Source organism: Nonomuraea sp. LP-02, assembly GCF_036289125.1.
Lineage (GTDB): Bacteria > Actinomycetota > Actinomycetes > Streptosporangiales > Streptosporangiaceae > Nonomuraea > Nonomuraea bangladeshensis.
Window position 1 is genome coordinate 1047384 of sequence record NZ_JAXCLK010000002.1, and the last position, 25105, is coordinate 1072488.

The window sequence follows — 25105 nt, forward strand, 5'->3', positions numbered from 1 at the left end:
CTTGATATCCACTACGGTGTCGGACGGCGACGTTCGAGGTCTGCTACGTCGCCGAGGACCGCAGGTCGTGCGGTGCCTCGTTGGACGAGGCGGGTTGCAGTACGCGGGTTGGATTCACAGGTTGGCGGGAGGCCGTCCACACGTGGAGCAGTGATCGCCGAGCGGGTCTGGAGGCGTGATCGAGAAACGATCGCATGCGTTAACCGCGACCATGGCGGCGAGCTGGCTCGTGGTCGTGACTGGACGGTATCTGCTGTGGCTGGAGTACAACGATCGGATCATCGAGCAGCTGATCCTTGGGATCGCGTTCGTCGTCGCCGTGCTTTCCACGTCGTGGTGGGCGCGGAGACTCATACGCCGCCGTGGTGACGTCCGCAGTTACGTCGCGGCCGGTGCGGCGGTCGTCCTGTGCGCCGCCGTTGTGGTGCTGCCCTGGAACGGGATCTTCGGACGTACGTGGTTCGCGGTCCATCACGGCAAGTTCACCGCGCTGGCCCAGCTGGCCAAGGACAGGAAGCTGTCGGCGGACATGCCTTCGGGTGGCTGGGTGCATCTGCCTGATGAGTTCGATGTCCTGCACTTTGATCATCCCAGGGCGCAGGATGTGCCGATCGAGCTTTACCCCGGACGTGTTCTCACGATGGGCCTGTCGAACGAGGAAGTGTCGGAGAACATGTTCCTCTACATCTATGACCGGCCTGACGCCGCGCGGATAAGCCCCTGTGATCTCACCGCGACCACGTTCGACGATTACTGGTGGTGCAGCCGGCTGGGTGATGGCTGGTGGTGGCTGGCGCGCAAGTCGAACTATCCGAATGTGGATGAATAGGCGCGCGAGGCTGAGCGGGGCCGGTATCGCAACCACAGGGACACTTGAGTTCCAGGAGAGACGGTGAGGGAACCGGCAGGTGCGCACGGCGGCCACTCTGCTGGCCTGCATCGAACGGATGCAGAATCCGATCGCCGACCTGTTGCAGATCGCCAGGATGGACGCCGGTGTCGGCAGCCGGCACGAACCCGTCGACCTCAGCGGTCTGGTGGCCGACGAACTGGACCGGCGCCCACGCAGGGTCGAGGTGATCCAGCACCTGATGCCTGGCGTGACGGTCAACGGTGAGCCGATCGCCCTGGCCCGGATCCTGACCCACGGCGGCACCCTCACCATCGAAGACAGCTCCTGCGGGCCCGATTCGTCCTGCGCCTACCCGGCCAAAACGCGCCTGCCTCACCGTACGTTCACCCGCCGACACAGGCGTAATGCCAGGCGACGCGGCGAAAATTCGCTTACCCGGACCAGAATCAACCGCATCTGGCGGCAGGCTTAGGCGTTGATGGACGCCGAACATGCCAGGTGCGCCGTCGGTGAGATCGTCGTCCCGTTCGGTGTCTGCGGCGAGCCGTCCAACGTCAAGGCCGGCGTGCACTCCTGCCCGTTCCGGTTCCGCTGCGTGGGCTGCGACCACTTCCGGACCAACGTCTCCTATCTGCCCAGATCCGCAGGCCTCTCTCGACGACCTGCTACGCAATCGGGAACGGCTACGGGCCGCCGACGTCGACGACCACCTCGACTTCCTCCTGACGGATCGCGCGGTCCTCCCCTGCCTGAGCCATGTCGGCGCCGTACAAGCCGGTCATCGAGTGCAGGAGGTCAGAGTGCTCCGACCGTCAGGGCGATGCCGCCCAGCAGTGACGCGCCCAGGACGGTGCTCCGCAGCGCCGCGACCGGCAGCCGGGACGCCAGCAGCATCCCGGAGGCCGTGCCGGCGGCCAGTGCCGCGAGCTCCGGCGCTCCGGGCAGCACGAGGCCGAGCGCCAGGACCGTCGCGGTGTTGTGCAGGATGAAGAAGGCGTGCAGATTGCCGCGCGTGGTCGCCGGTTCCCAGCCCGCGTTGGCCGCGTACAGGCCGATCGGCGGGCCGCCGACCCCGCCGACCACGTTGAGCAGCGCGCTGGCGGCGCCCATGGCCACGGCTCCCTCGGGACGGCGCAGCCATCTCCAGCGCACCCCGCCGGCCAGGACACACACAGCGATGATCACGCCGGAGCCCGCGGCCAGCGCCAGCCAGCGCGTGCCCACCCCGCGCAGCGCCAGGGCGGCCAGTGGAGTGCACACCAGCGCGGGCACCAGCAGCCGGGCCACCTCGCCCGGCCAGGCGTGACGGCCGTCGCGCAGCAGCGGCACGACAGAGGAGAGCACGGCGAGCACCACGGTCGCGGCCACCCCGTCGCGCGGGCCAAGGTAGAGAACCATCACCGGCGCCGCCAGCAGCGAGAAGCCCATGCCGGTAGCAGCCTGCACGAGCGCACCGAGCAGCACACCGGCGAGCGCCAGCAGGTGCTCGGCGGTGAGGAGATCCGGGGTCATGGGCCTGCCGGCCGGTCGAGGGCGTAACGGCGCTGGAACCACACAGCCGTCGCCATCAGCACGGCGGGCACCACGGTGAAGCCCGCGAGCAGCGCGGTGAGGGCGGAGTCCGGCTGCGCCACCCCGTGCCCCTCGGCCGTGGACACGAACCCGCCGGCGGCCAGGACGGCGGAGTACAGGTAGGGGCCGATGGCGGTGCCCGTCGCCTCGGTCGCGGTCCACACTCCGGTGTAGGCGCCCGCGCGGGCGGTGCCGCGCGCCTCGGCGGCGGCGACAGCGTCCGGGACCATCGAGAAGGCGAACAGCTGCAGCCCGGCGAAGGCGATGCCGAGCGCCACGACCACGGCGACGGTCGCCGCGACTCCGAGCAGCTCACCCAGCAGCAGCACCAGGGATCCGACGATGAACACGCCCTGCGACAGCAGCAGCCCGCGCTGCTTGCCGATACGCCGTGACACCCGCAGCCACACGGGCCCGGAGACCACGGCCGGGCCAAGGAAGGCGCCCATGAACACAGCGGTGAGCCCGCCGTCCGCGAAGACGTACTCGGTGTAGAAGGGCAGCGCGGCGAGGAAGAGGTGCGTGGTGGTGCCGGTGAACAGGTAGGACAGCACCAGCGCTCGGAAGTCGTGGTCGCGCCACGCGACCCGGATGTCGCCGAGGGCGGTACGGGTACGCCCGTCGGGCAGGCGGAAGCCGCAGTTGCCGACGAGCCGCCGGACGCCCGCCAGCGCGACGAGGCACGACACGACCATGGCGCCGGCGAGCAGCAGGGCCATCCGGGAGTAGTCGCCGCGGCCGCCGGACGCCACCAGCGCAGGTGCCGCGACGCCGGCGCCGAGCAGCCCCAACGTCAGGAAGAGCATCCGGAACATGAAGATGCGGGTGCGCTCGTGGTAGCCGACCCGCAGGTCTGACGGCGTCGTCAGGTACGGCACCTGGAAACAGGCGAAGAGCAGGTTGCCGGCGATGAACCAGCCACCGACCCACAGCGCGGCGGCCAGCCCGGACAGCCCGGCCGGGACCGAGAACATCGCGGCCATGGCCACACCCAGCAGCAGGCCCCAGCCGAGCAGGCCGCCCCGGTGCCCGCTGCGGCGCGCCTGCCGGTCGGACAGCGTGCCGAGCAGCGGATGCACGACCACGTCGACGATCTTCGGCAGGAGCAGGGTGAGGCCGGCCAGGAACGGCGAGACGCCGAGCGTGTGGGTGAGGAAGTAGAGCAGGAGCAGCCCAGGGACGGTGACCCACACGCCCATCCCGATCGAGCCGGTCGAGTAGGTCACCAGGTCGGCGGCCCGCGCGCGAGGCGTCAGCGCCGGTTCCGCGGTGGGTCGGGGAGCCGGCGTGCCCGGCATCGTGCTCACGGCTTTCGCGCGTGGCGCGCGACGACGCCGGCGGCCAGCTCAGCCCCGGCGAACGCGCCGGAACGGACGCGGCCGGACAGGGTACGGGCGATGATCCGGTCGGTGACCGAGGGCAGGTGCCGCGCCAGGAACAGCTCGACGGCGCCACGGCGGGTGGTCGCCAGGTCGCGCCGCGCGCGGCGGCCCAGCGCGGCGCGCAGCACCGCGTCGACCACGCCCTCCAGCGGCTCGTAACGGCTCACGCCCTCCAGGGACAAGCCCGCGTCGGCGGTCGAGTCGTGAATGGGGCTGCGTACCGCCGACGGGTAGACGCAGGTGACGGTCACGTGGGTGCCGATCTCCAGCCGCAGCGCGTCGGCGTACGCGACGAGCGCTCGTTTGGAGGCGCCGTACGCGGCCGCGAGAGGGAGCTGCATGACGGCCATCCGCGAGGAGAGCATGACGACCCTGCCGCGGGACTGGACGAGGGCGTCCACGCAGGCGGCCGTGACGCGCCAGGCGCCGAGCAGGTTGATGTCGAGCTGGCGGCGCACCTCGGCGCCGGGCGGCAGCTCGGCCGGGGCCGGCCCGCCGATGCCGGCGTTGTTGATCAGCAGGTCGAGGCCGCCGAGTTTCGCGATGGCGGCGGCCACCGCGTCGGGCACACCGGCGTCGTCGGTGATGTCACAGGTCAGCACCTCGACCGGGTCGTCGGAGCGCGGGGCCAGGTCCAGGCCGATGACGTGGGCGCCGAGCCCGGCCAGGCGGGCACTGATCGCCCGGCCGAACGTACCGGACGCGCCGGTGATCAGGACACGCAGGCCGCGCGCCTCACGCAGGTGGCCGGGGGAGGTTCGGGACGTGCTCACGCGGGGGTCTCCTCACGGCGGGCAGGGGTGAACGGCCGGGCTCCCCGCAGCAGCCGGACGCGGCCGGCCTTCATCTCGCGGGGCAGGCCGGTGACATAGCGGTCGAAGTCGATGCGCATGATGGGACGCCGGTCGCCGCCCCACCGCTCGGTGGCGGCGCGCAGGGCGCGGGCGACGGCGCGCCGCTGCTCCAGGGGGGTGGGCAGGGCGTAGCGGCCGGACAGATGGGCGGCGACCAGCTTGGCCTGGGCCTCGACGACGGGCAGGGCGGCGCCGGTGGACTGCATGAGCCCCACGAAGGCCAGGCTCGGGTCCTGCAGATGGAAGACCCGCTGGTACAGCGGCAGCCGCTCCGCGTCGTCACCGACCCAGCGGGAGGTCAGGAAGGGGATGGTCACGCGGTAGCCGGTGGCCCAGACGATCACGTCGACGGGGTCGGACGTGCCGTCGGTGAAGACGACGCGGTCGCCGTGGAGGCGGTCGATGCCGGGCCGTGCGGTCACCTCGCCGTGGGTGAGGCGGTGCAGGATGGTATCGCTGATCGTGGGATGGTTCTGGAAGAGGCCGCCGGAGGGGGCCGGCAGGCCGTAGCTCTGCGGGGTGCCGACGGCCAGCCGGAGGAGCGTCTCGGCGATGCGCTGGCGCACCCGCCACGGCAGCGCCGACATGGCGGCGCCGGTGGCGTCCGCGGGCCGGCCGAACAGGTACTTCGGCACGATGTGCACGCCATGGCGGGCCGAGAGCAGGACCGGGCCACGGGCGACGTTCGAGGCGTCGACGGCGATGTCCATGGCGGAGTTGCCCATGCCCACCACCAGCACCCGGCGGTCACGGAAGATCTCGGGGGTGCGGTAGTCGTGGGCATGCAGCTGGCTGCCGTCGAACGTGCCGGGGTAGCCGGGCTCGGGCATCCGGGGATCCCAGTTGTGGCCGTTGGCGACCACGACCGCGTCGTAACGGCCGGCCTCTCCGGACTCGGTCGTCACGACCCAAGGGAGGAGTCCTGTGCCCTCCCGCTCCACGCGCGTCACCGTATGGCCGAATCGCAGGTGCGGGGTCAGGCCGAAGGTCTTCGCGAAGTCGGCGAGGTAGCCGGCCACGTGGTCGGCCGACGGGTAGTCCGGCCACTCGGCGGGCATCGGGAAGTCGGCGAACTCGGTGCGGCCCTTGCTGGTGTTGAGGTGCAGGGAGGCATAGGCGGGTGACAGGCCGCTGCTGTTGTCGCGGGCCCACAGCCCGCCGGGCCGATCGCCCTTCTCGAACGTGACGACGTCGAGGCCGACGTCGAGCAGGGCCTTGGTGGTGGCGAGTCCGGCCGCTCCGGCGCCGATCACGGCGACCCGGCACGAGGGGGTCATGGGTGGGGTTCTCCTGGAAAACTCGGCTACGTCAGAGGGCGTAGGGGCGGGGGCCACGACTCGCCGTGACGGTGGAACCGCCGCGTCATCACGTGTCCGGGGCCGCCGGCGGCACGTCAGTCATGCAAGCGCCTGGTCGAGGACACGTGGTGCTGCCTTCTCGCGGAGGATTGTTGTGGCGGTCTCCAAGGCTAGGGCTTGATCGGAGGCCGGACCATGGTGCTCCGCACGGTTTTGCCGCCCCGGGTTGTGGCAGAGCACAATCCCAGGGCAGGATCGCGGAGTGGACTCCCGCGACGACTGGACCCCCGTGGTCGACCTCATCGAACGGGTCGTCGGCGACGCCGACCTGATGTCGTCGGTCGTGGCCGGCGTGCGCACGATGGTGCGAGAGGTCGCCGCCCTGCCGTCAGCCGACATCGCCGGGCACACCCGGGCGCTGCTCGTCGCGGCGACCCGGGCGCTGGCGGCCAGGCGCGGCCCGACGGAGGCGGAGCTGTCGTTCGTGGAGGAGCTCGCCGTGACGCGGGCCCGGCAGGGCGTGCCCGTCGAGGCGGTGCTGGGGGCCATCCACGTGGCCGAGCGGGCCATCTGGTCGCGGGCCCGGGAGGTGGCGGGCCCGGCCGGGGTCGGCGCCGAACGCCTGCTGGACGCGCGGGAGCTGTACGACGACTGGGCGGAGGCCGTACGGGCCAGGCTGATCGCCGCTCACCATGCCACGACGGCCGGGCAGGGCCCGCGAACGCGGGACCGGGAGGCAGCCATCCTGCGGCGGCTGCTCGACGGAGGTTCGGCGGGCGCGCTGGCCGCCGCCGAGGCGGGACTGCCCGTTGCGGGCGGGCTGTGGGTGCTGGCCGCCCGGCCGGGCGAGGCCGCCGCAGGGCTGGAGCGTTCGCTGCGTGATCAACCCCCTGTCCTGTGCGCGGTCGTGGACGGGCTGCTGGTCGCGGTGCTCGGCCGGGCGCCGTCGAGTCGTGTCGCCAGGGCCGGGGTGGTGGCCGGGCTCGCCGGCCCCGCCGAGCCCGAGGAACTGGCCGCCGTACGCCATCTCGCGGTCGCCGCGCTGAGCGCCGCCGAGTCGGCGGGCCGGGCTGGGATCATCCATGTCGCCCGTGTGCCGGCGCTCGCCGCGGTGGTCGACCGGGCCGACCTGGCCGCGGTGCTGCTCGACCACCACCGGCCGGCGTGGACGGCGCTCGGCGCACGGGCCGAGCCTGTGGCCCGTGCGGTGTGCGTCTGGCTGGAGGCCGATCGGGACGTGGACTTGGCCGCCGAGAGGCTGTTCGTGCACCCCAACACCGTGCGCAACCGGCTGCAGCGCTTCGCCGAGGTCACCGGGATCGACCCGTCCGCCACGTTCGGCGGGGTGGACGCCTGGTGGCTGTGCCGCTCCTGGCTGGCACAGGCCTGACTCTCGTGTGGAGCATCGCGGTGACGGTCGCGATGGCACAGGCGGGCTCACGCCGGCCGGACACGCCCTGGCTCGGCAAGGCCGGCCTCACCGTGTCAGCTGTCGCCAGTTGTCGTTCCGCAGAGCCCGGTGGTGACGTTCCGTACTTCCTGAAGGGGCGGCGGTTCAGTCTCGGAATCCACGGACGACGCCGTCCGCATCGGCGCTCTCGGCGTGTGGAAGGAGCGACACCGGGTTCAGCAGTTGGCCATCGCGCGGGAGCAGGGTGAGCCGGTCCGCGATCACGTGCCGATGGCGCTGGTCGTCTGTGTCGACGGCAGGCTTCAGCGGTAGCGTGAGAAGCGATGACCACGACTTCACGATCTTCGACGTCGCCGAGTACGGTATGTTCCCCACGACCGCGAACGGCCGTCCCGGCACCGGCGCGGTGGTGAAGTCGCCGTGCACCACCTCGACGCGGGGATCATCGCGTGTGCGTGCGGCCAGCCGCCGGGCCAGGCGCGGATCGATCTCGTAGCCGATCACTTGCGCGCCCGCACCGGCCAGTGCCAGGGTCAGCGCTCCAGCGCCCGCCCCCGGCTCCAGCACCAGCCCCGCCGGGTCTGCTGCCCTGATCACGAGACCGATGGCCTGGCGGTCGGCCAGGAAGTTCTGTGAAAGCGTGCGTCGCGCCCGGTCCGCGGTGATGGGGGCGCCGCCGGCCCTGCTCGTGGTCCGGGAGGATGGCCGGTCACCGAAGGCGTGATCGCGCGTCACCGTGCCGCCCTGCCGGGGTGTTCCGTCGGGAGCGCCCCGGCAGGCGCGCTCTGTTCGTCCTGCGGGCGGGTCATCCCGGCGCTCTGCGGCTGAGGTCCTCCCAGGCGCGGTACTTCGCCACCCGGTCCTGAAGGTCCTGCTGGACCATGTCGTAGGACGCGGCGCCGACGATGAGACGCAACGGCGGCTCCGGCAGGTCCACCAGCTCCATGATCACCGGAGCGGCGGTCTCCGGGGCGGGCCCGGCATCGTCGCCCCACATCTCGATCAGCTTGTCGCGCAGTTCCTGATAGTGCGGGGCGGGGGAGGTCATCGTGGTGCCCGTGGTGAACAGGCCGGTGTCGTAGCCGCCCATCTGCACGATGGTCAGCTTGACGCCGAACTGCGCGGCCTCTCCCGCCACGGCCTCGGAGACCGAGTCGAGCGCCGACTTGCCGGCCGCGTACAGGCCGACCATGGGGAAGCCGCCGCCGGTGCCCATCGTGGTGATCTGGAGGATCCGTCCGCCGCCCTGGGCGCGCAGGTGCGGCAGTACGGCCTGGGTGACCCAGACCGCGCCGAACAGGTTGACGTCGAAGTGGGCCCGGATCTGCTCTTCCGTCGCCTCCTCCAGCATGCCGAGGAGCATGACGCCGGCGTTGTTGACCACGATGTCGAGCCTGCCGAAGGCCGCTGCCGCCCGCTCCACGCCGGCGAACACGGCCGCGCGGTCGGTGACGTCGAGCGGTAGCGGTACTAGGTTGTCGGGAAAGCTCCGGACCAGGTCGGCGAGCGGCTCGACATTGCGGGCGGCCCCGATGACCCGGTCGCCCGCTTGCAGCGCCGCCTCCGTGAACGCCCGGCCCAGTCCTCGTGACGCGCCCGTGATGAACCATACGCGGCTCATGGGCTTCACCTCCTCGTACTCGGCTTCAGTGCAACGAGACAAGACGGTACGTCTCGCCTCGCATCATTGTCAAGACGGATCGTCTCGTCTCACTCGGTGGTACGATCCCGGCATGGCCAAGCAGCCCGACCCCGCCCGCCGCAGCCAGCGCTCCCGGCAGGCCATCCTCACCGCCGCCCGCGAGCTGATCACCGAGATGGGCTACGCCAAGCTGAGCATCGAGGCCATCGCCGCCCGCGCCGGCGTCGGCAAGCAGACCATCTACCGCTGGTGGCCCTCCAAGGGCGCGGTTGTCCTGGACGCCTTCCTGGCGCTCAGCGAGGGCGGGCCGGAACAGGACATGGCGCTGCCCGACACCGGCGACCTGGAGGCCGACCTCAAAACGGTGATGCGGGCCACGGTGGCCGAGTTCGCCGACCCGGCCTTCGAGGCGCCGATCCGCGCCCTCAACACCGAGATCATCAACGACCCGGCCCTGGCCGCCCAATACCACGAGAAACTGGCCGGCCCGGTGGACGAGGCCAAGAAGGCCCGGCTGCGCAGCGCACAGCGGGCCGGGCAGCTCGCCGCAGGCGCCGACCTCGACCTGGCGCTCGAACTGCTGTACGCCCCCCTCTACCAGCGCTGGCTGCTGCGCTCAGGCCCGCTCACCCCCCAGTACGCCGACGCCCTCGTCGACGCCTTCCTCAAAGCCATGCGACCGGACATCGGCGGTTCTGCCCGCTGATCAATGGGGGGCTGCCGCCGCCCGGCGCCGATGCCGACGGTGAGACGCGGGCGCTGCGCCACAGTTGCTACTGGCCGGACCTCCGTGTGGAGACACCCGAACGTGGTGTTCGCGGCTGCTCGCAGCTCGCACATGGCGTCGGCGCTGGCCTCCTGGATCGCCAGCAGCGCGCCGGGCACCTCCTCGCCACGGTTGCGTGCGAGGTGATGGTCACCCCTGCCTGCACCTTGATGACCGAGATGCTGTGGGTGAGCGAGTCGTGCAGTTCGCGGGCTATGCGCAGCCGCTCTTCCCCGGCGCGGCGCAGCGCGGTCTCCTCCCGGGCCCGCTCGGCCTGCTCCAGATAGGCCTGCCGGTGCCGGCTCACCGTCCCGCCCACCCCCGGCGGCCACGAACCAGCCCAGCAGCAGGATCACCCGGTCCACGAGCTCCTGAGCGAAGGGGCGGCCTTCACCCCCTCTCCCGCGGCTCCCGAGTCCGCGCGATCCGCTGCGATGATTCGCCGTGGCCGTACGAGAACAGGGCCGAGGCCGGGCCGGCGAACCCCGCCCCGGCCGGGGCTCCGGAGGTCAGCCGGCGTCGACGACGGCCGCGCCGATGTCTACCGCCATGGCTCGGCTCCCGGCCAGGAGGCCGCCGTCCACGGGCAGGTCGATCCCGTTGATCCAGGAGGCGCGGTCGCCCGCCAGGAACGCGACGGCCTCGGCGACGTCGTCCACGGTGCCGACCCGTCCCATCGGGTACCACCGGGCCGCCTCTTCCAGGGCGTGCGGGTCGGTCGCGAGCCGGTCCTCCCAGGCCGGGGTGGCGATCGTACCGGGCGACACCGAGTTGACCCGCACGCCGTACGGCCCGTACTGGGCGGCCAGGCCGCGGGTGAGGTTGAGCAGCCCGGCCTTGGCGGCGCTGTAGGTGTCGTTGCCGAAGTAGCGGTGGCCGTTGACCGAGGCCACGTTGACCACGGATCCCCGCCTGACCTCGCGCATGCCCGGCAGGACCGCCTGGCACAGGCGGATCGCCCCGCCGAGGACGACGTCCACGTCGATCGACCAGACCGACTCGGGCACCGATTCGAACTCGATGTTGCTGCAGACGGCGGCGTTGTTGACCAGGACGTCCAGGGGACCGTGGCGCGAGGTGATCGAGCCGACCGCCGACCGGACGGACTTCTCCGAGCGCACGTCGAGGTGGACGGCCTCGGCGTCCTCGATCCCGTCCGCGACCGCGCGCGCCGCGTCCAGGTCGACGTCGGTGACGATCACCGCGGCGCCTTCGGCGTGGAGGACGCGGGCGATCGCCGCTCCGATGCCTCCGCCGGCGCCGGTGATCAGCGCGCGGCGCGGTGCGGCCGCGTCCCGAGAACCGGATGACATGGATCTTCCTCTCTCGCCTCTCGGCTCAGCCCTTGAGCGCGCCGGCCGTCAGACCCTTGGTGATCTGCTTCTGAAGTACGGCGAATCCGAAGAGTACAGGGGTGACCGTGATCATCATCCCTGCGAACAGCGTGGCCCAGTTGGTGCCGTAGTCGGCGGCCTGACCCAGTTGGAACAGCCCGAGCGGCAGGGGCATCTTCTCCGGCGAGTGGATCAGCAGCAGCGCGTAGAAGAACTCGTTCCAGTTCTGCAGGAAGCTGATGATGGCGACCGACGCCAGCCCGGGTCCCATGAGGGGGAGGATCACCGAGACGAACGTGCGGGCCGGCCCCGCTCCGTCCATCGCCGCCGCCTCCTCCAGTTCGTACGGCAGGGTCTTCATGAAGCCGACCAGGACGAAGACGTTGAACGGCAGGTTGTAGGTGGCGTAGACGAGGATCAGGCCGAATTGGCTGTCGAGGAGGCCGAGGTCCTGCATGATCAGGTAGAGCGGCGCGAAGGTGACCATCCACGGGATCATCAGCCCGAGCAGGAAGACGCTCAGGATCAGGCCGCTGAACCTGAAGGTGATCCGGGCCAGAGGATAGGCGGCGAACACGGCCAGTACGACGCCGACCACGGTCGAGGCGACGCTGATGACCACGCTGTTGCCGAAGAACAGGCCGATGTTCGCGCGGTCCCAGGCGTTGGCGTAGTTCTCCCAGCGCCACCCGCTGGCGATCTGCCAGGGAGGCGTGGAGATGAACTCGCTGTTCGTCTTCATCGACACGTTGAAGACCCAGGCGTAGGCGCTGATCGAGGACAGCGCGACCCCGCCGAGCAGCAGGTAGAAGAAGAGGTGGTGCGGGCGGAAAGGCGCACGGGGGCGGGATGAGACGCCCTTCCACTGCGGGGCGGGGGCGGGCGGTGGGGGCGTGTCCGCGGGACCGGCGGGCACGGGGCGCTCGGTCAGGTCAGTACTGGAGGTCATCGCGCTTCATCACCTTGTTGAGGAGCTTGGCCACCGTCAGCATGACCACCACGAGCACGACGCCGATGGCAGCGGCGTAACCGAATTCGGCCCGGTCGAAGGCCACGCGGTACATCAGCGTGCCGACGGTCTCGGTCGAGCCGAAGGGGCCGCCGCCGGTCATGATGTAGACGAAGGCGAACGTCTGCAGGCTCTGGACCACCCACAGGATGGCGAGCATGCGCAGGAGGTCGCGCATCATCGGCAGCATGATGCTGCGGAACACCCGCCACTCGCCCGCCCCGTCGATGCGCGCGGCCTGCAGGACGTCGGTGGGCAGGCGCTCGAAGCCGGCGCACAGCAGGACGATCCAGATGCCGATGCCGTGCCACACGGACACGAACGTCACGGCGGCCAGGGCGGTCGCGGGGTCGCCGAGCCAGGTCTTGGCCAGGGCGCCCAGCCCCATGGACTCCAGCGCGGGATTGATCAGGCCGAGGGTGGGGTGGTAGAGGAACTTCCACATCAGCGAGACGACGGCGACCGACAGGACCACCGGGGCGAACACCACGAACCTGAAGAAGCGCTCGCCGTGGATGCGCTGCGACAGGGCCCAGGCGATCGCCATGGCGGGCGGGAACAGCATGCCGCTGCCGATGAGGGTGAGCAGGAAGGTGTTCTTGAGTGAGTTGAAGAAGGCGGGGTCGCCCACCAGCAGGCGGTACTGGTCGATCCCGATGAACCGCATCGTTCCCGTGCGGGAGAACTCGTGCAGCGACAGGTCCACCGTCTTGACCAGCGGATAGAGGAAGAAGACCCCCAGCAGCGCGAGCGCGGGGAGCAGGAATGGGACGATGATGCGTCGCTGGGCCGCCTTGAGCATGTGGCCTCCCGGGGTTCACACCCGCCGCGGGCTCCGGCGCGGGAACGGAGCCCAGGAGGCGGGTTCGGTTGAGGGGGTTCAGTTGCCGTAGACCCGGCGTAGTTCCTTGTCGAGGTTGTCGAGGGTCTGCTGGGCGTCCTGCTTACCGAAGAGCAGCTTGGCGATCTGGGGATAGACGACGTCCTTGGCCTTGGACTGCAGCAGGCCGTAGTAGCTCGCCTGGAGCCGGTCGGCCTTGGCCACGACATCGGAGATGCCCGGCAGGCCGGGGGGGCTCGGCACTCCCTTGACCCCGGAGACCTCGCCGATCTCGTTGGACCTGCGGGTCTGGGTCTCCACGCTGGTGACCCGGCGGATCCACTCCAGCGACAGCGGGATGTTCTCACTCTTGGCCGACACCGACATCAGCTGGGCGGCGGCGAACATGCTCGCCTGGTCGCCGGTCCCGCCGGTCACGGTCGGGAACTGCAGGACGCCCAGCTCGAAGCCCTCGGGGATCACGTCGGCCATCTCGCTGACGAGCCAGCTGCCCATAAGGATCATGCCGGCCTTGCCCTGAAAGAACTGGGCCTGGGCGGCGGTGAAGTCGGTGCCCTCGAACCCCTTGAGGAAGCCCTTCCTGTCACGCAGGTCCTGGAGCATCTGCAGCCCCTTGAGGAATCCCGGGTCGTCGGTGATGTTCCCCTCGCCCTCGATGAGGACGCCGTGGACCTTGTCGTATCCGACGGTGCGCAGCCAGATGTTGTCGCTCCACATGCCCATGTAGGGCTCGAACAGGCCGGTGACCGCGATCGGGTCCACCCCGGCCGCCTTCAACTGGTCGGCGGCCTTGATCAGGTCGTCCCAGGTGGCCGGCGGGGTGATGCCGTGCTCCTTGAAGAGCTTCGCGTTGTAGAACAGCACCTGCAGGGACAGCTCGGAGGGGACGCCGTAGATCTTCTTGGTCGTCGGGTGCTGCATGAACTGCATGACCGCCGGGCTGAACTGGTCCAGCCAGGGCTTGCCGGTGGCCGGGTCGACCTGGTCCAGGTAGGGCTTGAGGTCGAGCAGGGCGCCGCTGTCGGCCCACTCCAGCAGCGCCGGGTTGGTGCCGTCGAACATCGTGTAGTCGACGTCGAGCCCGTCGCCGGCGCGCCACCTCTGCTCCAGGGCCGGGCGCGCCTTGGTGTTGGCGAAGGTCGTCTTCAGGTCGGCACCGGGGTGGTCCTTCTCGATCCCGGCGGCGACGTCCTCCAGGAACTTCAGGGAGGGGGTGCCGACGGCGGGGAGCACGCCGACCTCGATAGGCCCGCCCTTGATGTCCTGCTGCCAGCTCTTGGCGTCGGGTGCCTTCGCGGCGGCCTGGTTCGCGTCGTTTCCGCCACCTCCGCCGCACGCGGTCAGAGCCAGGCAGGGAACGACGATTAAACCGGCAAGCAGCTTATGTGTAACTTTCATCATGGAAACCTCCATTCTTAGTGATATTGGGTGTGATGTCTAGATTTCTAGGCTTATGTCGCATTACTTGGTTCCAGACGGAACTCAGTTCCGTCTGGACAGATCCGGCAGCAGATCCGCGAACTCGTTGAGGAACACCTCGATCCGGCGGAGCTCCTCGGCGTCGAGCACGTGGGCGGGCTTGCGACAGTGGGCGCTGTCGATGAGACCCCGGCGGAACGAGATCTGCTTCTCGGCGGCGATGATGAGCTCGGTGTCGAGCATCCAGTACGAGATGTAGGGCAACAGGCGCCGGTGCAGGTCCTCGCCGCCCGCCTCGTCGCCCGAGGTGAGCCGGCGCCAGATCTCGACATAGATCTCGGTGAACGAGCATCCGGGCTGGCTGCCGACCGCGCCGCGCCGCCAGGCGTCGGGCAGTTGCACACCGGCGTAGCCCTCCAGTGAGGTCACCGGCGGGTCGAGCGCGGCCAGTTCGCCGATGAGCCGTCCGGGCGGGCTGGACTCCACCTTGACCAGCCGAAGGTTCGGGTGGGCGCGCACCAGGTCGGCGATGGTGGCCGCGTCGAGGCTGCCCCCCGTCTCGTTCGGGGCGTACTGCAGTACCACCGGGGTCGGCGCGACCGCCGCCAGGACCGCCGCCACATGCTCGACCTGGGAGCGGCGCGAGGGGTTGAGGAAGTGCGGCGCCAGCAGGTTGATCAGGTCCGCCCCGGCGGCCACGACCTCGCGGGCCCGCGCGACGGCCATCCGGGTGGTGTGGTCCTGCACCGCGACGATCGCGGCGAAGTCCTTCCGGTGGGCGGTCCGCCGCAGCAGGATCCCGGTCAGCTCGCGGCGCTCATCCTCGGTGAGCTTGTAGTACTCCGAGGCGAACCCCGGGAACATCGCGCTCGTCACGCCCGTGCCGAGGACGTGGTCGACGACCCGGCCGAACCCCTCGAAGTCGACGTCTCCGGCGTCGGTGAACGGAACCGCGAGAACGGGCGAGATCCCCCGAACCATGTCTGAGGCGTCGCCGCGGCCGTCGCCGTTGAGGGAGGCCGGCGTGGGAGAGGCACTCGTCTGGGTGTTCATTCGCCCTCCTGGCTTGATGAGGCTTTATATTCGAAATATCGAAACTATTTTCCTAAATAGGAACAATAGACGCCCAGGTCCCCCCGCGACAAGAGGGCGGGGGGGGGGAAGAGGGGAGCGTCAGCTGAGAGAGGGGCCCAGAAGGCGCATGATGGTGCCACCGAGCACCTGGCGCCGCGCGTCGTCGTCGAGCGGCCAGTCCAGCACCCGGCGCAGCTCGGAGCGGGGCACCGTGTAGGGGGCGTCGGTGGAGAAGACCAGCCGCGACGGACCGATCTCCGGATCCCGGCCCAGCTCGGTCAGGACGGTGTCCCACGGCGCGTAGCTGGTGTCGCCGTAGAGGTTCGGCGCGTAGCGCAGCGCCGGTGCCGCGTCGATCCAGAAGTCGGTGGCGCCGCTGCGGCCCATCACGAACGGCGTCTCCGGCCGGCGTCTGGCCAGGCTGGCCAGGGGGAGCGGCAGCGCGCTCGGGGGAGTGCCGGTGCGGACGTAGACGAGCCACCCCGCCTCGGCCGCGAAGTCCAGCAGCGGGTCCAGGAGCCCGTCGAGGAGGTCGAACCCCTGGAGCACGCTGTCCACGTTGAGAGCGCGGGCACCGGCGTCCCTGGCACGTTCCAGTTCGTCCACGGCCGCTCGGCCGCGCCACGGATTGGCTACCGCGTACGGGATCAGCCGCCCCCCTGATGCGGCCGCCGCCGCGGTCACATGCTCGTTGCCGGTCCGGTTGTCGTAGGCGATGCAGCGTTCGTCCGGTGCCACCAGCGCCACGTCGACGCCCAGTGCGTCCATCGCCGAGATCAGCCGATCGGCCTCCAGTTCGACCTCGCGTCCCCGCCCCAGTCGTACGTGCGCGTCAACGATCAATGGGTTCTCCCACGGTCAGGCCGAGTGCGGAGAGCGCGTCGGCATGGATGATCTGCTCGATGAGTTCGGACGGCACGCGCGGCAGCGCCGTACCCTCCAAGATCTTGTTGACGCCGCGCAGCCCCGCCATCGCCTCGCCGGTATTGGCGATCGGGAAGTCCGAGCCGAGCAGGAGCTTGTGCGTGCACCCCCATTCGACCGCGGCGAGCAGCGACTCGTAGCAGACCCACGGCCGCAGATAGATGGAGGAGACGTCGGCGTAGACGTGGGGGTGCTTGCGGATCGTCGCCACGGTCTCCTTCCCCCAGGGGTGGCCCATGTGGGCCATGACGATGCGCAGCTCGGGGAAGCGCAGCGCGACCTCGTCGGTCACCAGCGGGTAGGTGTAGCGCAGCGGCGCCGCGCGGATCGGTGAGGCCCCCTGGTGGAAGAGGATGGGGAGCGCGTTCTTCTCGCAGTAGGCGTAGAACGCCAGCGCGGGCTCCCCGAGCGGGTCGAAGTTCTGGTAGTTGGGACCGAGCTTGACGCCGACGAGCCCCATCTCGCGACATCGCTCGGCCTCCTGGATGCAGTCGGTGGACGTGGGGTCGACGGACATGAACCCGATACGGCGGGCGGGGTCGTTCGCCACGAACTCCGCGGTCGCGTCGTTGGTCCGTTCCGGAGCGTGCGGTATGCCGGTCGCGGCGGCCGGGTCGGCCACCGCGATGTTGAACACGATCGCGACGTCCGCCGCGGACATGGCCCTGTCGAAGTCGGCCCAGGTGTTCGTGGTGACGACGGGACGGTCGGTGCGCCAGGAGGTGAAGACGCACGTCTCCTCGGGCGGCACCGTGTCGCGGTGGGTGGGAGTGTGGGCGTGGACATCGACGATCATCGGAATTCCCTCATCAGATCTGCTCGCGGCCGGACCCCCAGTCCGGGTGAATCCCCGAGCCTGACGCGACGGCCGTCGCTGTCCAGCGGCTCGGCGAGGATGTCCTCGGCGTAGTAGTGCGCGCCGATGATGTCGGAGGGGAACTCCCTCGACAACGTCGGCAGTGCGCAGGCGACATGGAGCTGTGCGGCGGCGCCGATCCCCAGCTCGCCGTTGGAGCCGATGAGCGTGTCGACCCCGAAGGCCGAGGCGAGCCGTCCCATGGCCACGGCGCGGCCGGGGCCGCCGCTCTTGCCCACGTAGAGGCTGACGCAGTCGGCCGCCTCCGCCCGTACGAGCGCCGTCAGGTCGGCCATGCCGAAGACCGACTCGTCGGCGACCACCGGCAGGCCGAGGCTCCGCAACTGCCGCATGCCGTCCAGATCGGCCGGTGCGACCGGTTGCTCGACGAACGAGACGCCCCGCTCGGCCAGCGCCGGGATCGCCCGGGCCGCCTGGCTGCGCGTCCATCCTCCGTTGGCGTCGGCGCCCAGGAAGGCCGCGGGGCCCGCGAGCCCGCGGGCCCGGGACACCCGGGCGGCGTCGCCTTCGACGCCGAGGCCGACCTTGACCTTGAACGCCTGGAATCCGGCCGTCGTCGCCGCCCGGAAGACCGAGTCCAGCGCCGCCCCGTCGCCGGACAGCGAGAGCTTGATCGGGACCTCGTCGCGGTAGGGACCGCCGAGCGCCACGGCGAGCGGGACGTCGAGGGTCCTGGCGAACGCGTCCCACAGCGCGATGGACACGCCCGCCTTGGTGAACGGGTTGCCCGCGAGCAGCCGGTCCATCAGGAGTTCCAGGCCGCCGACCGGCGCGAGCGGCCGGCCCACCAGGGCGGGCTCCAGGACCTCGCGGATGAAGTGAGCGGCACTGACGCCGTCCTCGCCGCTCCACAGCGGCGTCGCGCTGACCTCGCCGTACCCTTCGACGCCGGTGCTGGTCACCACGCGGACCAGCAGGAAGTCCGAACGGGCGTGGGTCCCCCTGGCGCCGGTGACGACCAGGTCCGGATGCACCTCCAGGCTGATCGCCGCGGTGTGGATCGCGGCGACGGTCGGCCTCACTGCCCCGCCGCCAGCAGAGCGCGGGGGTTGTCGACCAGCATCGCCCGGCGCTGCTCGTCGGTGATCCCCCACCCGTCGATCTCGGCCACCCGGGCCACCGCGTAGTCCTGGCTCTTGCGGTCCGACAGACCGGCGTCGGTGCCGAACAGGACCTTGTGCGAGGGCGCCCGGGAGAGGATCTCGCGCGCCGCGTAGGGCGGCGTTCCGCAGATGCAGATGTAGAGGTTGGGGGTCTCGATTGTGAGGGCGAGCGACTCCCGCCAGGTGTCGTGCAGGCCTGCGTGCCCCAGGACCACCGGGAGCGAGGGGTGCCGCCGCGCCAGGGCCGCGATCTGCCCGCCGGTGGAGTAGGGCGGTGTCCCGTCGTGGCTGAGCAGGATGCCGCCGCTCTGGGCGAGAACGTCGCAGATCGGGTCGAGCGCCAGTTCGTGCATGCTGAAGCCCTGCAGCCACGGATGCAGCTTCAGGCCGCGCAGCCCGAGCCGGTTGAGCATGCGGTCGACCTCCTCGGGGGCGTCCGCGCGGCGCGGGTGCACGGTCCCAAAGCCGGCCAGCCGTCGCGGATGCTGTCCGACGAACGCGGCGAGGTCGTCGTTGGCCTCGGGAGTGGCGTCGAAGAGGCCGTCGTGGCTGAGGACCACCGCCTGTTCGATACCGGCCGAGTCCATGAAGGCGACGAACTCGTCCGCGCCGAACGTGACGCCGCCCAGCCAACTGGTGGTGCGCCACGTGGGGGTATGGGTGTGGAAGTCGATCAAAGGACGCTCGCAATCTCGACCAGGCGGTCCGCCGCCCGGTTGACGATGTCTTCCAACCGGCGTTCGCCGTCGCCGACCCGGGCCAGTTCCGGACGGTCGGTGAAGCCGTCGATCCGGCGCCACACCGTCCCGGAGTGCAGGTCCACGTCCTGGACGGTCAGGACCTCCGGCACCCGGGTCCGGGGTTCGCGCGGACCGACCAGGTCGGGCCGGACGGCCAGCACCATCGAGGTCTCGAACTCTCCCGCGTGTCCTGGCACCGGCGGCTCGCCTTCGGTGCCGGCGAGCCGCCAGTAGTCCAGGTGTGCGACGGACAGGTCGAAGCGGGTCGAACCCGCGGCGGCCGCGGCGTGGCAGACGCCGATGTTGCCGCCGTGCCCGTTGAGCAGGACCACCCGCCGCCCGCCCTGCGCCGCGATCGAGCGGAACAGGTCGCAGATCACGGCGAGCAGCGTCTCCGGTGACAGGGAGAGCGTCCCGCCGTACGGCAGGTGGTGGTCCGACGCGCCCCAGGCGATCGTGGGGGCGACGATCAGCGGCCTGCTGCTGCGGTCGGACGCCGCCGCCGCCGCGCCGTCGGCGACGGCGGCGGCGATGAGGGTGTCCGTCGAGGTCGGCAGGTGCGGCCCATGCTGCTCGGTCGCACCGACGGGGATGACGACGACGGCCTCTGGCAGGTGCCGTCTCAGCCGGTCGCGATCCGTTTCGGACCATCGCAGAGCTACCGGCACCATCACGCTTCCTTCGTTATATCGTAATTATTTCCGGTAGGCCGAATACTAGGAGCCGACGAGCTCGGATGGCAATGACCCGGTTCGACATCCGAGCCGCCGGGATATCACGATGCCGAGACGGACGACGCCCGCCGCGGCGAGGCCGCGCCTGCCCTCGGCGAAATCGCGGGCGAACCCGGTCACTCCGACCGACCCAGCGACCCGGCCCTCCGCGTCGAAGAACGGCGCGGCCACGCAGGAGATCTCGGCCTGCTCCTCTTCATCCTCGAAGGCGTAGCCGTCGGCGCGCACCCGCTCCAGCAGCTCCTTGAACGCCTCCGGGCTGGAATCCCCGGCCCGCGGCCCCTGTCCGGCCTTCAGGTGCGGCAGCAGGACGGCGAGCTCGTCGGCGGGCAGGTGGGCCGCGATGGCCCGGCCCAGTGCGGTCAGGTCGAAGGGCGCGACCTTGCCCGGGTAGGTGTCGAACTGAATGAAGCCCGGGGTCGCGGCCTTGGCCACGTAGACCACCGACGCGCCGTCCAGGACCCCGATGTGGACGGGCATCCCCAGCTCCTCGCCGAGCGCCCGCATCTCGGCGGTCGCGATCTGCGACAGGTCGACCTTGCGGACCAGTTGGCTGGCCAGGCTGTAGAGCCGTAGTGTGGGGCGCCAGAAGTGGCTGCGCCCGACCACCCTGCGGGTGGCGTATCCCCGGTGCTCCAGGGTGTAGACGATGCTCGCGCAGGTCGCCAGCGGGATGCGGGTCACCTTGGCCAGCGCCGTCAGCGTGAGGTCCTCCTCGGTCATCACCAGCTGTTCGAGAACGGTCAGCGTGCGGTCCACACCCGGAGACGCCGCGCGCTCCACCCCACTGCCACCATCAGACATCGACCGGTCCTGCCTTTCTGCTCGTTGTTCCCGTGCTTCTCGTTCCCGTGCCTCGCGCGGCACCGGCGTCGGTGGCCGCTCATCGGAACGTGACCCCAGCCCCCGAGGTCCGATATTCTGAGATTCCGATAATGATTTCAGTATATCGAAACGATGAGGCCCGTGAGCGCTGAACAAGGAAACCCGGGAGCGACCGTTTCCGGCGTTGTAGCCATCATCCGCCTGCGTGAGAGTGAACCCGACGACGCCATCGCGACCGCCCTGCTGGGCGGCGGTGTGAACGTCATGGAGGTGACCCTGCCCACCCCCGGAGCCCTCGGCGTGATCCGCCGCTGGGGCGCGCACCCGGGCATCCTCGTCGGGGCCGGAACCGTGCGCACCGCCTCCGACGCCGACGCGGCGATCGCCGCGGGGGCCCGCTTCCTGGTGACCCCCACGACCATGCCGGACGTCCTCGGCGTCGCCCGCGCCGCGGGTGTGCCCGTGGCATGCGGCGCGCTCACCCCGACCGAGATCGACCTGGCCTGGGGCCACGGCGCCGCCGCGGTCAAGGTCTTCCCCGTCTCCGCCCTCGGCGGCGCCGGCTATCTGCGGGCCGTCCGCGAACCGCTCGACGACGTGCCCCTGCTGCCCACGGGCGGGGTGGGCCTGGAAGACGTCGCCTCCTACGCGCGGATGGGGTGCGTCGGCGTCGGCATCGGCGGCGCGCTCGTCTCCGCGGACCTGGTCGCGGCCCGACGCTGGGGGGCGATCACCGAGCGCGCGGGCGCCTTCGGCGCGGCGTGGAACGAAGGGCTGGCGGGGCGAGATGCCTGACGTTCTGACACTCGGCGAGGCCATGGTCTGCCTGCGGGCCGACGGCCAGGTCAGGCTCGGGGGGACCGCCCGGATGAGCGTCGCGGGCGCCGAGGCCAACGTCGCCATCGGCCTGACCCGGCTCGGGCACGACGTCGCGTTCGTCGGTGCCGTCGGGCCCGACCAGTTCGGCGAGCTCGTACGGCGCACGCTGCGCGCGGAGGGGGTCGGCGTCGACGCGCTACGGACCGACCCGGCACCGACCGGCATCGTGGTCTTCGAAGAGCGTCTCACCGGGGTGACGCGGGTGGACTACCACCGGCACGGCTCGGCCGGTAGCGGGCTCTCCGTCCCCGACGTGGAGGACGCGTTCGCGGCGCTCCCAGATCCACCGCGGATCCTGCACGTCACCGGGGTGACCCCGGCCCTCGGCGAGGGCATGGCGCTGGCCGTGCGCGCCGCGGTCCGCCTGGCCAGAGCCGCCGGCGCGCGCGTCTGCTTGGACGTGAACCATCGCGGCCGGCTCTGGTCCGAGGCGCGGGCCCGCCGGGTGCTGACCGAGCTGGCCGCCGAGGCCGACATCGTCATCGCCTCCGAGGACGAGCTCGCGCTCGCCTCGCCCGGCGACGACGAGGCGGGCCGGGTGCGGTCGCTGCTGGACGGGGGAGCGGCCGAGGTCGTCGTCAAGCGCGGGGCGGCCGGCGCCACGGTGTTCACCGCCGGCGAGGCGCTCAGCCTCCCGGCCAGGCCCGTCACCGCCGTCGATGTGATCGGCGCCGGCGACGCCTTCGTCGCCGGATACCTCTCCGGGCTGCTGGACGGCCTGCCTCCGGACGGGCGGCTGGCGCGGGCGATCACCACGGGAGCCTTCGCGGTCGCCGTGCGCGGCGACTGGGAGGGGGCGCCGACCCGCGCGGAGCTGACCCTGCTCGGCCTGCCGGACGGCACGACGGTCCGGTGAGGGTGCCGCCCGCCGCCACCGGATCCTGACACCGCCGAGTGTGAGTTTCATGCTGTCCGTCTAACAACTCCCATCACGGGCGAATTGTCACTTCCCGTGACGCAACCCCCTTGCCTTTCCTGGATGCCGGTGCCACAGTTTTCCATTATCGATACTCCGAACATATCTTCGGAATAGCGAAATCACCTCCCCCCCTGTCGTCACGTCCGGCACCGACGCTGTGCGAGTGCCGTTCGAGGAGGCTGTCCAAGTGACTGAACCATCCAGGCGCCGAATGCTCCAGATGGCCGGCGGAGCCGTCGCCGCCGGAGGCGCGTTGGCCGCCACGGCCCCCCTGACCGGACTGTCGGCTGCGCACGCCGACACGTTCGTACCGACCCCCCTGGCCGCGACCGGCCCCGAGCCGAACGTCGAGCGCTCCAAGCACTGGTGGCCGGCGCAGCGCAACGTCTGGACGCCCATCGGCTGGAAGGGCCACCTCTTCCGGTTCAACGTCGTCTACAACGGCGCGCTCATCTGCGACCCCAGCTGGGTCATGGCGGCCAAGCCCAACACCCAGCCCTGGCATGGGAAGAACTTCCAGACGACCGTCGTCATGCCCATGCGCGGCGGCGGCTTCCGGCCCTTCCCCGCCTTCCAGTACGAGGTCTGGGACGACGACCTCGGCCAGGGCAAGCAGGGCTGGGAGGAGGACAGCGACGCCCCGGTCCTGTGGACCGAGCACCGCCGCCAAGAGGGCCTGGTCATCAAGCAATCGGTCTTCGCGCACGTCCCGGGCGAGCAGACCGTCCAGACGGCGACCGAGCCGCTGTACTCCTGGACCCGCTTCGAGGTCACCCACGTCGACCCGGTCAGCGCGGTGAAGGACTTCGTGTTCCAGCTCTGGCTCAGCGGGTCGTACATGAAGCCCGCGGGGCCGTACCAGGACGAGGACGGAGTGCCCCTCACCGTCTTCCCCCAGACGGCGCCGATCCTCACGGGCCTGACGATGGGCCGGGTGTGGAACCCGACCGGAAAGCCCATCACGGTGCCCATCACCGATGCCGAGGGCAACGTCAAGGTCATGGTGACCACCGCCGACAAGGGCTCCATCGCCATGACCGAGAACAAGGTCAAGGGCGTGTACGACCTGCGGCTCGGCCTGCCCGCGACGGTCGGGGCCCACATCGACGTGCTGATCCCGATGATCCCCGCGCCGCTCGCCGACGCCAAGGCCGAGGCCGAGCTCGGCCGCGACGCGGCGCTCGCCAAGTGCCAGGCGTTCTGGAAGGCGAACGCGCCGACGATCGCGGTCGTCGACACCCCGGAGAACTACGTCAACCAGGTCATGCGCCGCGGTCCGCAACTCGCCCAGGTGGTCGCGGAGAAGAGTCCCGACACCGGGCTGTTCACCTTCCTGTCCGGCTCGTACGCCTACGACGTGCTGTGGAGCACGCCGACCTCCATGGTCAGCCACATGTTCCTGGACCGGCTCGGCTACCACGACGTCGTCGAGAACCACATCGAGATCTACAAGGCCACCCAGGGGACGCGGACCCCGCCGGGCGCCGTCTTCGCCGGTGGCTCCTACCCGGGGTACCTGTCGACCCCCAAGACGTTGCAGGCCATCGACTGGATCAGCGACCATGGCGCGATCCTGGAGATCCTGTCGGTGCACGCACTGCTGACCAACCGTCCGGCGTTCATCGCCAAGTGGACCGACGTCATCGTCAAGGCGTGCGAGTACATCGTCCAGGCCTGCGCGCTCACCAACCACAGCGGCGTCAAGGGCCTGATGCCCCCCGGTCACTCCACCGACGAAGGCGTCGAGACCCAGGGCTTCATCAGCCAGTGCTTCACCTACAAGGGGCTCGCCTCCGCCGTCGAGTTCCTGCAGCGGATCAAGCACCCCCGTGCCGACGAGTTCGCCACGTTTGCGAACACCTTCCGTACGACGTTCGTCCAGGCCGTCCGCGACCTCGCCGAGCGGTCGGCGAAGTGGACCGACGCCGAGGGCAAGCAGTGGCCGGTCTTCCGGCCGCAGTTCGCGGGCGAGGGCGTCTGGGACGCCTTCACCATGCTCGACACCGGCGCGCTGATGTCGGTGTGGGCCGGGCTGATGCCGGCCTCCGACCCGATGATGAAGTCGTTCGTCGAGTTCTTCCGGGTGGGCCCCAACACCAAGCTGTTCGACCCGGTACACCACAACGCGCTGGACCGCGCCATCCTCGATCACGAGCAGTCCTCGGCCGAGCCCTGCTACAGCTGGAACATGTTCCACACCTGGCAGCTGGGGGAGCGGGCGCCCTTCATCGAGGGGTTGTACGGCCTGCTCACCGGCGGACTCTCCCAGGACACCTACATCTCCAGCGAGCACCGCAACGCGATCTACGGCAACCTCTTCTCCTACCCCATCATCACCTGGTGCCTCCTCCACTCGGTGATCGACGACAGCCTCGTCCCCGACCAGTTGCAGTTGCTGCGGCTCTGCCCGCTGGAGTGGCTTTCCGCCGAGAAGCAGACCCGTTTCGAGAAGGTCCCCACCAAGTTCGGCCCGGTCACGCTGCGCTTCAAGTTGGAAGGCAAGAACAAGGACACCCTCAAGGTGGAGTACAGCGGCGACTGGCACCACAAGCCCAAGAACGTGGTGGTCGAGACACCGCCGCTGCCCGACCTGAAGTGGATCATCGTCAACGGGAAGAAGTACCGCACCGGCCGAAGGATCGTGCTCTG

Annotated in this window: 25 protein-coding genes; 7 read left to right on the forward strand and 18 right to left on the reverse strand. The window is 70.4% G+C overall.

Annotated elements, in window-relative coordinates:
* The first annotated feature begins 175 nt into the window (after positions 1 to 175).
* Together SMD20_RS48185 and SMD20_RS48190 are read left to right on the forward strand one after the other, a co-directional pair.
* Positions 176 to 829, forward strand: coding sequence for a hypothetical protein (locus SMD20_RS48185; RefSeq protein ID WP_329594696.1), 654 nt, complete (start codon positions 176 to 178; stop codon positions 827 to 829).
* A 79-nt stretch (positions 830 to 908) separates the two neighbouring features.
* Entirely contained in the window at positions 909 to 1325 is a 417-nt protein-coding gene (locus SMD20_RS48190) for a hypothetical protein (protein WP_329594698.1), read from the forward strand.
* Positions 1326 to 1648: 323 nt separating this feature from the next.
* Here SMD20_RS48190 and SMD20_RS48195 read toward each other — a convergent pair whose 3' ends face one another.
* From SMD20_RS48195 to SMD20_RS48210, 4 genes are read right to left on the reverse strand one after another with little or no spacing between them, the layout of a single operon-like run.
* Positions 1649 to 2365, reverse strand: coding sequence for a TSUP family transporter (locus SMD20_RS48195; protein WP_329594700.1), 717 nt, complete (start codon positions 2363 to 2365; stop codon positions 1649 to 1651).
* Positions 2362 to 3723, reverse strand: a complete 1362-nt coding sequence (locus tag SMD20_RS48200; RefSeq protein WP_329594782.1) for an MFS transporter — start codon at positions 3721 to 3723, stop codon at positions 2362 to 2364. Before SMD20_RS48200 ends, SMD20_RS48195 begins: the two co-directional genes overlap by 4 nt.
* A gap of 5 nt (positions 3724 to 3728) precedes the next feature.
* Positions 3729 to 4580: an SDR family NAD(P)-dependent oxidoreductase gene (locus tag SMD20_RS48205; RefSeq protein ID WP_329594701.1), complete on the reverse strand. Its 852-nt coding sequence runs from the start codon at positions 4578 to 4580 to the stop codon at positions 3729 to 3731.
* Entirely contained in the window at positions 4577 to 5938 is a 1362-nt protein-coding gene (locus SMD20_RS48210) for a flavin-containing monooxygenase (RefSeq protein ID WP_329594703.1), read from the reverse strand. Before SMD20_RS48210 ends, SMD20_RS48205 begins: the two co-directional genes overlap by 4 nt.
* A gap of 283 nt (positions 5939 to 6221) precedes the next feature.
* Here SMD20_RS48210 and SMD20_RS48215 point away from each other — a divergent pair, with 283 nt between their 5' ends.
* Complete coding sequence (locus SMD20_RS48215) at positions 6222 to 7349, forward strand: helix-turn-helix domain-containing protein (protein WP_329594705.1); 1128 nt, start codon at positions 6222 to 6224, stop codon at positions 7347 to 7349.
* A 165-nt stretch (positions 7350 to 7514) separates the two neighbouring features.
* Here SMD20_RS48215 and SMD20_RS48220 read toward each other — a convergent pair whose 3' ends face one another.
* Both SMD20_RS48220 and SMD20_RS48225 read right to left on the reverse strand, forming a co-directional pair.
* Positions 7515 to 8105 (reverse strand): rRNA adenine N-6-methyltransferase family protein, encoded by a 591-nt coding sequence (locus tag SMD20_RS48220; protein ID WP_329594708.1) that lies wholly within the window; start codon positions 8103 to 8105, stop codon positions 7515 to 7517.
* Positions 8106 to 8175: 70 nt separating this feature from the next.
* Positions 8176 to 8991 carry an SDR family NAD(P)-dependent oxidoreductase gene (locus SMD20_RS48225; protein ID WP_329594710.1) on the reverse strand — a complete coding sequence of 272 codons (816 nt, stop codon included), beginning with the start codon at positions 8989 to 8991 and terminating at the stop codon, positions 8176 to 8178.
* Positions 8992 to 9103: 112 nt separating this feature from the next.
* Between SMD20_RS48225 and SMD20_RS48230 the strand changes: the two genes are divergently transcribed.
* A complete protein-coding gene (locus SMD20_RS48230) occupies positions 9104 to 9718 on the forward strand; it encodes a TetR/AcrR family transcriptional regulator (RefSeq protein ID WP_329594712.1) in 615 nt (204 codons plus the stop codon).
* Positions 9719 to 9785: 67 nt separating this feature from the next.
* On the opposite strand, the gene SMD20_RS48610 is transcribed toward SMD20_RS48230, so the two are convergent.
* The 12 genes from SMD20_RS48610 to SMD20_RS48285 all read right to left on the reverse strand — a co-directional run bounded on the left by SMD20_RS48610 (position 9786) and on the right by SMD20_RS48285 (position 20637).
* Positions 9786 to 10097: a histidine kinase gene (locus tag SMD20_RS48610; protein ID WP_442942657.1), complete on the reverse strand. Its 312-nt coding sequence runs from the start codon at positions 10095 to 10097 to the stop codon at positions 9786 to 9788.
* A 190-nt stretch (positions 10098 to 10287) separates the two neighbouring features.
* Positions 10288 to 11091 carry an SDR family NAD(P)-dependent oxidoreductase gene (locus SMD20_RS48235; protein WP_329594714.1) on the reverse strand — a complete coding sequence of 268 codons (804 nt, stop codon included), beginning with the start codon at positions 11089 to 11091 and terminating at the stop codon, positions 10288 to 10290.
* A 25-nt stretch (positions 11092 to 11116) separates the two neighbouring features.
* A complete protein-coding gene (locus SMD20_RS48240; RefSeq protein ID WP_329594716.1) occupies positions 11117 to 12061 on the reverse strand; it encodes a carbohydrate ABC transporter permease in 945 nt (314 codons plus the stop codon).
* A complete protein-coding gene (locus SMD20_RS48245) occupies positions 12045 to 12923 on the reverse strand; it encodes a carbohydrate ABC transporter permease (protein WP_329594718.1) in 879 nt (292 codons plus the stop codon). Before SMD20_RS48245 ends, SMD20_RS48240 begins: the two co-directional genes overlap by 17 nt.
* 78 nt (positions 12924 to 13001) lie before the next feature.
* A complete protein-coding gene (locus tag SMD20_RS48250; RefSeq protein ID WP_329594720.1) occupies positions 13002 to 14363 on the reverse strand; it encodes an ABC transporter substrate-binding protein in 1362 nt (453 codons plus the stop codon).
* A gap of 81 nt (positions 14364 to 14444) precedes the next feature.
* Positions 14445 to 15434, reverse strand: a complete 990-nt coding sequence (locus tag SMD20_RS48255) for a dihydrodipicolinate synthase family protein (RefSeq protein ID WP_329594722.1) — start codon at positions 15432 to 15434, stop codon at positions 14445 to 14447.
* A 120-nt stretch (positions 15435 to 15554) separates the two neighbouring features.
* Positions 15555 to 16298 carry an amidohydrolase family protein gene (locus tag SMD20_RS48260; RefSeq protein ID WP_329594724.1) on the reverse strand — a complete coding sequence of 248 codons (744 nt, stop codon included), beginning with the start codon at positions 16296 to 16298 and terminating at the stop codon, positions 15555 to 15557.
* On the reverse strand, positions 16288 to 17175 hold the full coding sequence (locus SMD20_RS48265) for an amidohydrolase family protein (RefSeq protein WP_329594726.1): 888 nt from the start codon (positions 17173 to 17175) through the stop codon (positions 16288 to 16290). Before SMD20_RS48265 ends, SMD20_RS48260 begins: the two co-directional genes overlap by 11 nt.
* Positions 17172 to 18278, reverse strand: coding sequence for a mandelate racemase/muconate lactonizing enzyme family protein (locus SMD20_RS48270; protein WP_329594727.1), 1107 nt, complete (start codon positions 18276 to 18278; stop codon positions 17172 to 17174). The genes SMD20_RS48265 and SMD20_RS48270 overlap by 4 nt, the downstream gene beginning before the upstream one ends.
* The gene (locus tag SMD20_RS48275; protein ID WP_329594728.1) at positions 18275 to 19036 is read right to left on the reverse strand and encodes an amidohydrolase family protein; all 762 of its coding nucleotides are present in this window, start codon (positions 19034 to 19036) and stop codon (positions 18275 to 18277) included. The genes SMD20_RS48270 and SMD20_RS48275 overlap by 4 nt, the downstream gene beginning before the upstream one ends.
* On the reverse strand, positions 19033 to 19770 hold the full coding sequence (locus tag SMD20_RS48280; protein WP_329594730.1) for a creatininase family protein: 738 nt from the start codon (positions 19768 to 19770) through the stop codon (positions 19033 to 19035). Before SMD20_RS48280 ends, SMD20_RS48275 begins: the two co-directional genes overlap by 4 nt.
* Positions 19771 to 19815: 45 nt before the next feature.
* On the reverse strand, positions 19816 to 20637 hold the full coding sequence (locus tag SMD20_RS48285; protein ID WP_329594732.1) for an IclR family transcriptional regulator: 822 nt from the start codon (positions 20635 to 20637) through the stop codon (positions 19816 to 19818).
* Positions 20638 to 20799: 162 nt separating this feature from the next.
* Between SMD20_RS48285 and SMD20_RS48290 the strand changes: the two genes are divergently transcribed.
* From SMD20_RS48290 to SMD20_RS48300, 3 genes are all read left to right on the forward strand, one after another.
* The gene (locus SMD20_RS48290) at positions 20800 to 21453 is read left to right on the forward strand and encodes a bifunctional 4-hydroxy-2-oxoglutarate aldolase/2-dehydro-3-deoxy-phosphogluconate aldolase (protein WP_329594734.1); all 654 of its coding nucleotides are present in this window, start codon (positions 20800 to 20802) and stop codon (positions 21451 to 21453) included.
* Positions 21446 to 22393: a sugar kinase gene (locus SMD20_RS48295; RefSeq protein ID WP_329594735.1), complete on the forward strand. Its 948-nt coding sequence runs from the start codon at positions 21446 to 21448 to the stop codon at positions 22391 to 22393. Before SMD20_RS48290 ends, SMD20_RS48295 begins: the two co-directional genes overlap by 8 nt.
* A 283-nt stretch (positions 22394 to 22676) precedes the next feature.
* On the forward strand, positions 22677 to 25105 hold a 2429-nt coding region (locus tag SMD20_RS48300), incomplete at its 3' end, for a hypothetical protein (RefSeq protein WP_329594737.1).